The following is a 12,292-nucleotide window of genomic DNA, read 5'->3' on the forward strand; positions in this document are numbered from 1 at the left end:
GGGGGGGCGCTTCGTGCCACCCGTCGCTTAGTTTTCAGCGCAGCGAGAATACCGGAAGGCGTAGCCATCCCATAGCATGATGATGCCGCTTTCGATTTCGGCATCATTCATCACCATTGCGCGTTCCGTCCAAATCTGATCGTCGCCAGAACACCGCATAGTATAAAGCGTTGCATCCATATCGACGACTTGAACAGGACGCGTCATGCGACACTCCATTTCAACGCCATAGAATATGCCGTCTTCAATTTTCAGCGCTCCGCCATCTACCCCGACCAACCCACACTCTGAGTTGGCATTCTGACGGTACGTCCCGTCATAAGGCGTCGCGGCAGCAAGGGCCGGTGCAAGAATGAGGGCAATAGCAAGACGCATTAGCTGAGATCGCGAATAAGCTGATCAAGGTTACCGCCGCGTGCATCCAACATCGCACCAATCTCGGCACGTTCAGACAACAACATATTAACGCCTTCAATGATCAAATTGAAAAACACTGGACGGCCCGGGCGATCAGATACGTGGAAATCGACTTGGAACGGGGATTGTCCGCGTAAGATCGCAAGCGTGCGCACTTCCATATATGAATTGACGGGCTGCGTTCCTTGCACTTCGATCCGCCCACCTGCGAATTCGTTAAACCGGCGGCCATATTTGTTCGCAAGGTAGATGCCGAACGCGTCAGAAAAAGCGGCCTTTTGCGCATTCGACGCAGAGCGGCCATCATTGCCCAGCGCGTAAGCTGCCAGGTAGCTGGTGTCAGCGTAACGATCAAAGATACCTTTGAAGCTGTTCACCATGGAATTAACCGAGGCACCGGAAGAGATGACCCGGTTAATCTCACCGATTGCTGTGGTCACAAGGTTTTCAGCCTGGTTCGCGCTTAAGGCAAGAGCCGGCAATGGCAACGCTGCAAAGGCGCTTGCGCCTCCTAGGGCCAGAACGCGGCGGCGGGAAAAGCTAAGTTCAGTCAATGTTAAAACCCTTCTAGACTAAGATCATCCGAGAACGGATCAATCTCGGAAACAGTGGGCGGCGCTTCGCCCAAATCAAAACGACGGTTCTGCAGATAGGCCAAGCGGGCCTGCGCATAACTGTCAGCACTCTCATACAAGATCGAGTCGAACGTATCCATGAACGTCCCGCGATCCACGGCCAAACTCGCCACACGGGCACCGGTTCCATAATCCAGCTGAACACCCGTTCCAACGCTTTGGAGTGGATCAAAAATCAAGTCGACGATAACGCCGGCAGCGTCACGTTCGGTCGATGGTCCGAAGACCGGCAATTCTACATAGGCACCTTCAGGCACGCCCCAAACAGCGAGCGTTTCGCCAAAGTCTGTCGTTTCCTCGGCAAGGCCAATCGCGCCAGCGGGGTCAAACAGACCGCCGATGCCCACAGTTGTGTTGATCAGGAAACGCATTGTGTTGGTGGCTGACCCACCAATATCACCCTGCAGCAAACCATTCGCGACCATGCCCGGAAGGCCAACATTATCGGCAAAGTTTACAACCGGAGTGGTAAACTCTTCTGGAACGACAGCCGCAACCTGGCCAGCAGGGCGCAAGATGGCTTGATCCAGTCCTTTGTTGAAGGCATGTACCGCGCGGTTCGTCTCTTCGAACGGGTCATTATACTCAGCACCGGGTGTAGGTGCCGTACACGCCGCAGTCGCAGCTATGGCCGATAGGACGCAGACTGCGCGAAAGTGAGAGGTGATTGTCCGTAACAATAGTTTATCCAAAGCAGAAATTGGTAATAGATGGCACATAGTCTTCTGGTGTTAGATAACCAGAGGGCTACACTACAATGTAACCCGTCGTGATCCATATGCGACAGGGTTTCAAGATTTTATAACGATTGCCCGCGGATTTGCGGCAATAAGGAAGGCGGAAAATCGCCCATGATGAATAAAGAAGCGACCAGCGCCGAAACTCGCGCAGGCCGGTCAGAACTATTAGGCGTTCGCAAAAAGTCGCGCGCGCTTTATTGGTTCGTGGCAATATTCAGTAGCTTCGTTAATGCGCTGATGCTGACTGGCCCGCTCTATATGCTCAATGTTTACGATCGCGTACTTGGTTCCCGATCTTATGAAACCTTGATCGCATTGTCCGTATTGGTCGGGTTCATGTATTTGATGATGGGTATTTTGGACTATGCCCGCGGTCGCATTATGAGCCGAGTTGGCGCTCAATTCCAAACGGATTTAGACGAACGGGTGTTCAACGCCGTCATGCGTGCCCGCGCAACAGGTCGCGTCCCAACAGAAGCAGCGACCGGTCAAAACGACCTCCAATCGGTTCAACGCGCCGTCACGTCACCTGTAGCGATGGCCATTTTTGATTTGCCGTGGACGCTTATCTTCGTGCTGGGTATTTTCATTTTCCATCCATACCTTGGTTATTTGGCAATCGGCGGCGGGATCATTTTGGTCATAATCGCGATTATCAACCAACTGAGCAGCCGACGCCCTCTTGCCGAAGCCAACGAAGCGACATTTCACGCTGAAGCCATGGGCGAACAGTTGCGAAGTGGCGCCGACATGATCCAAGCGCTTGGAATGCGGTCTTCTGCGTTTCAACGATGGATTGATCTGCGTAACAAGTCTTTGCGCGCCGGCATCAAAGCGGGTGACTTGGGCGGCGGATTTGGCAGTTTGACTAAAACATTCCGGCTGTTTCTTCAGTCGGCAATGCTTGGGGTTGGGGCCTATTTGGTTCTTCAAGGAGAACTGACGCCCGGTGCCATGATCGCCGGTTCAATTCTTATGGGTCGCGCACTCGCGCCGATTGAACTGCTGGTCAACCAATGGCCAGTCTTGAACCGTGGGCGCAGTGGTTGGGCAAGCCTGTCGCGTCTGTTGGGCGCTGTGCCTCAACAAAAACACCGGACGGAATTGCCAAGACCGAGATCTCTCATCGTCGCGGATCAAGTTACTGTTTTGCCCCCCAGTGAAACCAAAGCGTCACTAAGAATGGTGTCATTCAAGCTCAATCCCGGTGAGGCGGTCGGCGTAATTGGCCCTTCTGGTGCAGGTAAGTCGACACTCGCTCGTGCCTTAGCAGGGCTATGGGTTCCCGCTGGCGGAACCATCCGCCTGGATGGCGCGTCATTGGATCAATACGAACCAGATGTCTTGGGCGGGTATGTTGGATATCTGCCGCAGACCGTCACGCTCTTGAGCGGTTCAATACGGGACAACATCGCCCGTATGTCGCCGAACCCAGACGACGCGGCAGTCATCAAAGCCGCCAAGCGAGCCGCCGCTCATGAAATGATTCTTCGTTTGCCCGATGGCTACGACACAATCGTAGATGAAACAGGTGGACGGCTATCTGGGGGTCAGGTCCAACGCGTCGGACTGGCCCGCGCCATGTATGGGGATCCTGTGTATCTCGTTTTGGACGAACCGAATTCCAACCTCGACAACGAAGGGTCTGTCGCCGTCAACAACGCGATCAAGACCATGCGCGAAGAAGGGCGCTGCGTCTTTGTCATGGCCCATCGCCCAGCGGCGATCGAACAGTGCGACAAGCTCATGTATCTGGACGGCGGTGTGTTGAAAGCATTTGGCCCCACCGAAGAAGTGAAATCGCAAATTCTCGCCAATCGGGCGCAAATCGATCGAAGTAAAGGCCAAGGCGGGGGTGTCACATGAAACGAACTGAATGGTCAGCACGACGCCCGCTTTCAGTTGGCGTTTTTGCACTCTTGATACTTGTAGGCGGATTCGGAGGATGGGCTGTTACAGCACAGATTTCAGGTGCCGTAATTGCCAGTGGTTTGATTGAAGTCGACCAGAACCGCCAAGTTGTTCAGCACCCAGACGGTGGTGTTGTCACAGATATTTTGGTCAAGGAAGGTGATGTCATAGCGCAAGGGGATATTCTCTTGCGTCTTGATGCGCAGGATCTTCAGGCCAATCTAGCTGTTGTCGAGGCCCAGTTGTTTGAAACATTGGCGCGAAGTGCACGTTTTAAAGCCGAAAGAGATGGCGCGGCTTCTCTTATTTTTGACCCGGTGCTCGACGAGGGTAATCCCGTCGTCGTTCAATCGCTTAAGGACGGTCAGGAAAACCTTTTCAGCGCGCGACTTGAATCGGTCGCGCGAAGCACCGAACAACTTGGCAATCGTAAGGACCAAATCGCATCGCAAATCCGTGGGATCGTCGCACAGCAAGACGCACTCGAAACCCAACTTGCCTTGATCGATGAAGAGTTGAGCAATCAGCAATCCTTACTTGAACGCGGCCTTGCACAAGCAAGTACGGTTCTGAACTTGCAACGGGAACGCGCTAGATTGCAGGGCCAAGTTGGGGAACTGACGGCCTCTGTCGCAGGAGCACAAGAGCGTATCACGGAGATTGAGATCGAAATTCTGGGCATCACCACAACCCGAAGAGAAGAAGCGATCACTCGACTTCGGGACCTCCAGTTCAACGAACTCGAATTAAGAGAGAGGCGCACGACGATTATTCGCCAGTTGGAGCGGCTCGATATTCGGGCACCTGTCGGTGGCATTATCTACAGTTTGCAAGTGTTCGGGGCTGGTGTGGTTATCCAGCCCGCCGACCCACTCATGTTCATTGTACCGCAAGATCGTCCTCTGGTCATTGCCACTCAAGTCGCCCCGACGGACGTTGATGTCTTGACCATTGGCCAAGAAGTGAGCGTGCGGTTCTCGGCACTAGATCAACGCACGACGCCCGAACTCTATGGAACGGTAGCACTCGTGTCAGCGGATGCGTTTTCGGATAATGCGACCAATGCGACCTACTATCGCGCTGAGGTTCAACTGAACGAAGGCGAATTAGCACGCCTGCCGGATGGGACAACCCTTATCCCCGGGATGCCCGTGGAAGCCTTCATCCGTACAGCAGATCGCACGCCGATGAATTACCTGACCCGCCCCTTGATGGACTATATTGCACGCACCTTTAGAGACGGCTAGCGTTGGCGTAACATCCCGAAAGGATCATACATGTCTATTGAAACTCGCCTCGCAGAACTTGGTGTCTCACTTCCCGATGCGCCTGCTCCAGCCGCCAACTATGTGCCCTTCGTAAAAACCGGAAACCTACTGTTCGTTTCCGGCCAGATTTCGGCGAATGACGATGGATTCATCGTTGGAAAGCTTGGCGATGATCTAACCGCAGAAGACGGCGCCCTGGCTGCCAAAGCCTGCGCCATTTCTTTGTTGGCGCAACTCAAGGCTGGTTGCGACGGAGACATCGACCGCCTTGTACGGGTTGTTAAACTGGTTGGCTTCGTCAATTCGACGCCAGACTTTGGTGACCAACCAAAAGTCATCAACGGGTGTTCGGATTTCATGGTAGAAGCCTTGGGCGACAAGGGTCGCCATTCCCGCAGCGCGGTATCCGCCGCATCCCTGCCATTTGGCGTGGCCGTAGAAATCGAAGCTATATTCGAGATCGCACCATAATGACGACCGGCCTACCCGCTAGTTTTTTTGAAAGACCAATAACACATCGCGCTTTGCACGATACCTCTCGGGCCGAAAACTCCCTTGCGGCTGTTCTTGCGGCCGCTGAGGCTGGGTACGGCATAGAGATCGATATTCAGCCGTCAAAAGACGGAATACCGATGGTGTTCCACGATTATAGCTTAGATCGACTAACAGCCGAAAAAGGCCCAATCGCCCAGCGCAACGCTGCTGAACTAAGGGAAATCGCCCTAAGCGGCGGCGGGGGCACAATCCCAACTTTGGCGCAGGTCTTGGACAGCGTCGCGGGGCGTGTTCCATTGCTAATCGAAATCAAGGATCAGGACGGCGCACTTGGAAAAGCTGTCGGGCCTCTGGAAAAAGCCGTAGCCGAAACATTGAAAGGGTACGGTGGCGACGTAGCTTTGATGTCATTCAACCCCCACTCTGTTGCGGCCTGCCGTGACTATGCCCCCTCAATTCCCCGCGGCATCACGACCTGCCCTTACAGCGAAAAAAGTTGGCCAACTGTGCCAGCCGCCGTACGCGAACACCTCGCCACGATCCCCGATTTCGACCGCGTCGATGCCTGTTTTATCAGTCATCAATGGGATGACCTCGCATCGCCACACGTCGCCGAACTCAAGGCACGAAACGTGCCCGTTTTGTGTTGGACGATAAAAAGCGCTCAGCGCGAGTTAGAAGCACGCAAGATTGCCGACAATGTCACCTTTGAGGGCTACTTTGCTTGACTATGCGCGCATGAGCGCCACTTGTTAACCATGGACGGCAGCGCGATCGAAATAAGTACACACGCGTCACTCTCTGGGATTGACCCAGCCGAGTGGGACGCATGCGCCTGCCCCGAGGCGAAAAACGGACGCGCGACTGATCCGTTCACCACCTATCGCTTCTTAAATGCTCTAGAAGAAAGTGGCAGTGTCGGCGCAGGAACCGGATGGACCCCACACTACCTTACAGCACGACTAGACGGAAAACTCATCGGCGTCGCCCCGCTCTATGGAAAATCCCATAGCCAAGGCGAATACATGTTCGACCACAACTTCGCACAAGCGTTTGAGCGATCAGGTGGGCAATACTATCCGAAACTCCAGATTGCCGCGCCCTTTACGCCTGTCACAGGTCGAAGGTTCCTGACCCGCCCAGGGTTTGAAGTTCAAGGCATGGGTGCTTTGATCCAAGGGGCTGTTCAGATCACGGCTGACAATAATCTGTCGTCACTACACGCAACCTTTTGCACAGAAGCCGAGGCCCTTGCTGGCGCCGAAATGGGGTTGCTGCATCGCACGTCTCAACAATACCACTGGACGAATAATGGTTACAAAGACTGGGACGGGTTTCTAGCCGAACTGTCATCGCGGAAACGTAAGACACTGCGCAAAGAACGCGCGACAGCACAGGCGATTGATGCGGATATCGTGCAGGTGTCTGGCAAAGACATTCAACCCCATCACTGGGATGCGATGTGGGCGTTCTACCAAGACACCGGAGCACGCAAATGGGGACAGCCCTATTTGACGCGATCGTTCTTTGATATCGCGGCAGAACGCTTGAAGGATGATATCCTATTGGTGTTTGCGGAACGGGACGGAGAGCCCATTGCAGGTGCGATGAACTTTATCGGACGCGACACACTTTATGGGCGCTATTGGGGCTGCACCGAACACCATGCCTGCCTGCATTTCGAGATCTGTTATTATCAGGCAATCGACTATGCGCTTGCCCACGGGCTGAAGCGGGTCGAGGCGGGGGCGCAAGGTGAACACAAATTGGCGCGGGGGTATCTTCCGGTTACAACCCATTCGCTACATTGGTTTGCAGACGCGGGGTTTCGAGATGCGGTTGCCAAATACCTAACCGCTGAACGTGCCGCCGTATCGGAGGAAATCGAAGTGCTGACCAACTACGGCCCGTTCCGGCAGGCGGACATTGAGGAACAGGAATGAACGATACTTTAGACCAAGCCGGACGGGATGAATTGGCTGCAGCAGGTTGGGTCGTTGGTGACACCGATGCTCGCAAGACATTCACGTTCAAGAACTTTGTTGAGGCTTTCGGGTGGATGACATCCGTGGCCATTGTTGCTGAAAAACTCAACCATCATCCCGAATGGTTCAATGTCTACAAAACCGTCGATGTGACTCTCACGACCCATGATACAGGTGGGCTAACAGGGCTCGACCTGAAACTAGCCAAGCGGATGGATGCGCTGGCGGGATAATCCGCCAACGCATTTCGATTACATGTCTTCCAACAGGCCTTCGCCTGCTGACGTTTCACAGGTACCGGGGCTTTCTTCTGCGTTAAGAACCTTAACTTCGCCATCCATCACAAGCATCGCATAGCGTTTGGACCGATTGATAAGACCCGCAGGCGGCGCAGAGAAATCCATGCCGATCGCTTTGGTAAATTCGCCTGCTGGGTCACCAACGGTCACGATGCCGGCATCAGCCGCACCAGTCGCTTCGGCCCAACTGTCCAGAACGAATGGGTCATTGACGGACAAGCAGATGATTTCCTCAACGCCGCGTTCTTTGAACTCATCCTTTGTGCGAATAAAGCTTGGAACGTGCGCCGTTGTACAAACTCCTGTGTACGCACCTGGTACCGCAAAAATCACAACATTGCGCCCTTCGGTCAAAGAAGAAACCGAAATTCCTTCGGGGCCGTCTTCGCCCATCTTTACAAGCATTGCATCTGGCAGTTTGTCGCCCTCTGAAATCGTCATATCTAGTCCTTTTCGGCAATTGCGTTGGTCGCTGCCCTCACTATAGGGTCCATTTTGTCAGCAACCAGATGGAACCGCTATTCATGAGCCATATTGTCGTGATCGGCGCAGGTCAGGCCGGGGCCTCGCTTGCAGGAAAACTTCGTTCAGAAGGCTTTGAAGGTGAGATTACGCTGCTCGGAGCCGAGGAAAACCCACCCTATCAACGGCCGCCGTTGTCCAAAGCATATCTGCTAGGCGAGATGGAACGTGAACGGCTCTTTTTGCGTCCCCGCGAATGGTATGAGACCAACAACGTCACCTTGCGCACGGGGACCCGTGTGGTCGCGGTGGATGCGGCAGCGCAATCGATCACTCTAGAAGGTGACGAAGTGCTTACTTACGACGAACTGGCTTTGACGACTGGATCCCACCCACGCATGTTGCCCAGTTCTATCGGCGGCACCTTGGAAGGCGTTTATGCTGTTCGTGATTTGGCGGATGCCGATGCAATGGCACCCGAGTTCGTTGCTGGCAAACGGCTATTGATTGTTGGCGGCGGCTACATTGGCCTTGAGGCGGCGGCCGTGGCTGCAAAACTCGGCCTGAATGTCGTTTTGGTTGAAATGGCTGATCGGATTTTACAGCGTGTTGCCGCACCAGAAACGTCTGAATACTTCCGTAACCTCCATAGCGCGCATGGCGTCGACATCCGCGAAGGTGTCGGGCTAGAGCGTTTGACGGGCGATACTCGAGTGAGCGGCGCGATCTTGACGGATGGGACGACTCTGGACTGCGACTTTGTGATTGTTGGCGTTGGGATAACGCCTGCAACCGCACTGGCCGAAAGCGCGGGTGTCTCCTGCGAAAACGGCATCGTCACTGATGCCAATGGCCGAACATCGGACCCACATATTTGGGCCGCTGGCGATTGTGCCACGCTAAACTGGAATGGATCCCAAACCCGTATTGAAAGCGTCGGAAATGCCATTGATCAGGCGGAAGCCGTGGCGCGCAATATGATGGGTGCTGATACGCCCTATCAGCCCAAGCCGTGGTTCTGGTCAGATCAGTATGACTGCAAACTACAAATCGCTGGATTGAACGTGGGTTACACTCGGATTGTCGTCCGTAAAACGGGCGGCGCGCAGTCACATTGGTATTACCGCGATGAGACGCTGCTCGCGGTTGATGCCATGAATGATCCGCGCAACTACATGATCGGAAAACGCCTGATCGAGGCTGGAAAATCACCCGCACCTGACGTCATCGCAAATCCAGACACCGACATGAAAGCATTGCTAAAAGCATGAGGATCATTGCTGGACAGCATCGCGGACTAACTCTTGCGAGTGTAGGCAAGGGTGACGAGGCCGCTCATCTGCGACCAACACCGGACCGTGTGCGCGAAAGCCTGTTCAACGTTCTAATGAGCTACAGCTTACCGCACGGCGCGCGGGTTCTGGATCTGTTTGCTGGCACGGGTGCATTGGGTCTAGAAGCGTTGTCACGCGGCGCTGAGCATGTGACGTTTGTGGACAATGGCCGCGTCGCCCAAAAACTCATCCGTGAGAACATCGCCAAGACCCGCCGCGAAGATGACACGACTTTGCTGACGTGTGCGGCAAACAAGTTGCCAATGGCATCAGCGCCCTGCGACCTCGTGTTCTTAGACCCTCCATACGGTAAATCACTTGGAGAGGCCGCGCTTTTGATCGCGCACAAGAGCGGATGGCTGGCAGGTGACGCGCTGATCGTATTTGAAGAAAACACTCCACAAGCAGTTGCTGGTTTTGAGCAAGTCGACCTGCGCCGCTATGGCGACACACATATTACGTTATTGAGGGCCCAATGACCCCCGAACTCGTTGTTTTTGATTGCGACGGCGTTCTGGTCGATACGGAACACGCGACCGCGACAATCATTGCTGAAAGCTTCACTCATTATGGCCTCCCACTAAACGGGGGTGAGGTCGCTGATCTCTTTACTGGTGGCACGATGGACACCGTGATGGCCGAAGGGAAAAGGCGCGGCGCCGATTTGCCTGACAGTTGGCTCGACGAGGTGTATGGCCTGATCTACGCGAGACTTGCCCAAGGCGTTGACGTGTTTGACGGTGTGTTTCAAATTCTTGACGCATTGGTCGAAGCTGGCGTGCCCCACTACATTGCATCTAATGGCACAATGCAAAAGATGCGACTATCGCTCCGACCATCGGGGCTTTGGGATCGGTTCGACGGCCGTATCATGTGCCGTGAAGATTACTTGCCCAAACCTGACCCCGCAATGATCTTACATGCGATCGCGCAGACGAATGTAGACCCGCGAAAGACCGTGATGATTGACGACAGTACCGCAGGGTGCAGTGCTGGGATCGCTGCAGGCGTGCGCACAATTGGGTTCGCGACAGAAGGTCAGGACGCGGATCTTGCTGCGCTCGGGGCTGAAGTCGCCAACTCGATGGCGCAGGTACAACAGCTGATCTTGAATTAGAACGTCGGGTGGAATTTTCCAGCTGGCGAGGTCGTAAAGATCTCTGCACCGTCTGCTGTAATCCCAATGGAATGTTCGAACTGAGCTGACAGTGACTTGTCCCGCGTTACGGCAGTCCAGTCATCAGCCAAAATCTTCGTTTCTGGCCGCCCAAGGTTCACCATCGGTTCAATCGTAAAGAACATGCCCTCTTGCAGTACAGGTCCCGTTCCCGCGCGGCCATAGTGCAAAACGTTTGGTGGCGCATGGAACACAACACCAAGACCGTGTCCGCAAAAATCGCGTACGACCGACATGCGTTGACTTTCGGCATAGGTTTGGATCGCGTGGCCAATATCACCAAACGTATTCCCTGGCTTAGCGGCCTCAATTCCCAGCATCAGCGCGTCATGTGTCACATCGATCAAGCGTTTTGCTTTCACGCTTGGTTTGCCGCCCGCGACATACATTCGGCTCGTGTCACCGAACCAACCGTCGACAATCACGGTCACGTCGATATTGATGATATCACCTGACTTAAGTGTCTTCGTGCTCGGAATTCCGTGGCAAACGACATGGTTAACACTGATGCAACTTGCGTGTTTGTAGCCTTTGTAACCGATCGTGGCAGACTTGGCGCCAGCTTCGTTGACCCACTGGGTAATCAACGTATCAAGCGCCTCGGTCGTCTGACCTGGAGTCACGTGCTCTGCGATCCGATCCAAAATCTCAGCGGCCAATTGTCCGGCCTTATGCATGCCTGCAAAATCAGCGGGTTCATACAGGCGAATGCCGTCTTTTGTCATCGTGGCTTTTGAGGTGCTCATCACTTAATCCTTTGTCTTAAGACCAGATAAGACACATCTATCGTTTTCAAAACCCCCTCGGGCTTCATCTGGCTGAATTATCTCTTGTGGAAGGGTCGATCAGCCGTACGGCAGCTGATGGGTAGCCGTGATCCCATCGGGTGTAATCGCGCAAGCCAGACATATTACTTCAACTCCAGCCGCCTGTGCGGCCTTAAATGCAGCGGCATAGGTCGGATCGATATCTGCAGCCAACGTCACGCGATCGCAATCCGTTCGTTGCACCAAAAACAACAACACAGCCCGATGACCTTGTTCGACCATTGCTGCCAAATCGCCAAGGTGCTTTGCGCCGCGCGCTGTGACGCTGTCTGGAAACTCTGCCAATCCCGCTTGTCGTGAAAGGGTCACCGATTTCACTTCGAGATAACAATCCCGCCGTCCGCTACTGCTGAGTAGAAAATCGACACGGCTTTTCTCGCGGTACTTCACCTCAGGCCGGATCACATCGTACCCGCTTAGAGCGTCGATCCCCTCGGCTAAGGCCTCGGCGACGACTTTATTGGCAGCGCCTGTATCAATCCCGACAAAGGCATCGGGCAGTTCGGCCAGCCGCCACCCCCAGTCGAGCTTTTTCTTAGGGTCGTCATTGGGCTCAATCCAAACCCGCATCCCTTCGTCCTTCAACCCCATCATTGAACCTGGGTTCGGGCAATGAGCCTTTACGACCGTGCCATCGGAGAGTTCTACATCAGACAAGAACCGCATATAGCGGCGGATCAGTCGGGCCGGAACAAGGGGAGTGGCAAAGCGCATAAGCGCGATTTATACCATTCCCAACCAT

The 12,292-nt window shown here is 54.3% G+C and carries 15 protein-coding genes; 9 read left to right on the forward strand and 6 right to left on the reverse strand.

Translation table 11 applies throughout. The features are described from left to right. Positions 1–27: 27 nt before the first annotated feature. Genes L0666_RS12465 through L0666_RS12475 form a run of 3 tightly spaced genes read right to left on the reverse strand, consistent with a single transcriptional unit; the run spans position 28 to position 1,744 of the window. A complete protein-coding gene (locus L0666_RS12465) occupies positions 28–375 on the reverse strand; it encodes a hypothetical protein (RefSeq protein WP_235261692.1) in 348 nt (115 codons plus the stop codon). Next, positions 375–971, reverse strand: coding sequence for an MlaC/ttg2D family ABC transporter substrate-binding protein (locus L0666_RS12470; protein ID WP_235261693.1), 597 nt, complete (start codon positions 969–971; stop codon positions 375–377). Before L0666_RS12470 ends, L0666_RS12465 begins: the two co-directional genes overlap by 1 nt. Positions 972–973: 2 nt before the next feature. Continuing rightward, complete coding sequence (locus L0666_RS12475; protein WP_235261694.1) at positions 974–1,744, reverse strand: MlaA family lipoprotein; 771 nt, start codon at positions 1,742–1,744, stop codon at positions 974–976. 159 nt (positions 1,745–1,903) lie between these two features. Between L0666_RS12475 and L0666_RS12480 the strand changes: the two genes are divergently transcribed. From L0666_RS12480 to L0666_RS12505, 6 genes are read left to right on the forward strand one after another with little or no spacing between them, the layout of a single operon-like run. Continuing rightward, entirely contained in the window at positions 1,904–3,658 is a 1,755-nt protein-coding gene (locus L0666_RS12480; protein WP_235261695.1) for a type I secretion system permease/ATPase, read from the forward strand. Next, entirely contained in the window at positions 3,655–4,950 is a 1,296-nt protein-coding gene (locus L0666_RS12485) for an HlyD family type I secretion periplasmic adaptor subunit (RefSeq protein WP_235261696.1), read from the forward strand. Before L0666_RS12480 ends, L0666_RS12485 begins: the two co-directional genes overlap by 4 nt. A gap of 30 nt (positions 4,951–4,980) precedes the next feature. Then, complete coding sequence (locus L0666_RS12490) at positions 4,981–5,442, forward strand: RidA family protein (protein WP_235261697.1); 462 nt, start codon at positions 4,981–4,983, stop codon at positions 5,440–5,442. Next, entirely contained in the window at positions 5,442–6,194 is a 753-nt protein-coding gene (locus L0666_RS12495; RefSeq protein WP_235261698.1) for a glycerophosphodiester phosphodiesterase family protein, read from the forward strand. Before L0666_RS12490 ends, L0666_RS12495 begins: the two co-directional genes overlap by 1 nt. A 30-nt stretch (positions 6,195–6,224) precedes the next feature. Then, a complete protein-coding gene (locus tag L0666_RS12500) occupies positions 6,225–7,409 on the forward strand; it encodes a GNAT family N-acetyltransferase (protein WP_235261699.1) in 1,185 nt (394 codons plus the stop codon). Beyond that, positions 7,406–7,684 carry a 4a-hydroxytetrahydrobiopterin dehydratase gene (locus tag L0666_RS12505; protein WP_235261700.1) on the forward strand — a complete coding sequence of 93 codons (279 nt, stop codon included), beginning with the start codon at positions 7,406–7,408 and terminating at the stop codon, positions 7,682–7,684. The genes L0666_RS12500 and L0666_RS12505 overlap by 4 nt, the downstream gene beginning before the upstream one ends. Positions 7,685–7,702: 18 nt before the next feature. Here L0666_RS12505 and L0666_RS12510 read toward each other — a convergent pair whose 3' ends face one another. After that, entirely contained in the window at positions 7,703–8,191 is a 489-nt protein-coding gene (locus L0666_RS12510; protein ID WP_235261701.1) for a peroxiredoxin, read from the reverse strand. A gap of 83 nt (positions 8,192–8,274) precedes the next feature. On the opposite strand from L0666_RS12510, the gene L0666_RS12515 reads away from it, so the two are divergent. Genes L0666_RS12515 through L0666_RS12525 form a run of 3 tightly spaced genes read left to right on the forward strand, consistent with a single transcriptional unit; the run spans position 8,275 to position 10,663 of the window. Beyond that, positions 8,275–9,483, forward strand: a complete 1,209-nt coding sequence (locus L0666_RS12515) for an NAD(P)/FAD-dependent oxidoreductase (protein ID WP_235261702.1) — start codon at positions 8,275–8,277, stop codon at positions 9,481–9,483. Beyond that, positions 9,480–10,025 (forward strand): 16S rRNA (guanine(966)-N(2))-methyltransferase RsmD, encoded by a 546-nt coding sequence (rsmD, locus tag L0666_RS12520; RefSeq protein WP_235261703.1) that lies wholly within the window; start codon positions 9,480–9,482, stop codon positions 10,023–10,025. Before L0666_RS12515 ends, rsmD begins: the two co-directional genes overlap by 4 nt. Continuing rightward, the gene (locus tag L0666_RS12525; RefSeq protein WP_235261704.1) at positions 10,022–10,663 is read left to right on the forward strand and encodes an HAD family hydrolase; all 642 of its coding nucleotides are present in this window, start codon (positions 10,022–10,024) and stop codon (positions 10,661–10,663) included. Before rsmD ends, L0666_RS12525 begins: the two co-directional genes overlap by 4 nt. Here L0666_RS12525 and map read toward each other — a convergent pair. Together map and sfsA are read right to left on the reverse strand one after the other, a co-directional pair. Next, the gene (map, locus tag L0666_RS12530) at positions 10,660–11,469 is read right to left on the reverse strand and encodes a type I methionyl aminopeptidase (RefSeq protein WP_235261705.1); all 810 of its coding nucleotides are present in this window, start codon (positions 11,467–11,469) and stop codon (positions 10,660–10,662) included. The two genes, L0666_RS12525 and map, sit on opposite strands and share 4 nt — an antisense overlap. A gap of 99 nt (positions 11,470–11,568) precedes the next feature. Beyond that, positions 11,569–12,264 (reverse strand): DNA/RNA nuclease SfsA, encoded by a 696-nt coding sequence (sfsA, locus tag L0666_RS12535; RefSeq protein WP_235261706.1) that lies wholly within the window; start codon positions 12,262–12,264, stop codon positions 11,569–11,571. Positions 12,265–12,292: the final 28 nt, after the last annotated feature.

The organism is Octadecabacter algicola, from assembly GCF_021532625.1.
GTDB classification, from domain to species: Bacteria; Pseudomonadota; Alphaproteobacteria; order Rhodobacterales; family Rhodobacteraceae; genus Octadecabacter; species Octadecabacter algicola.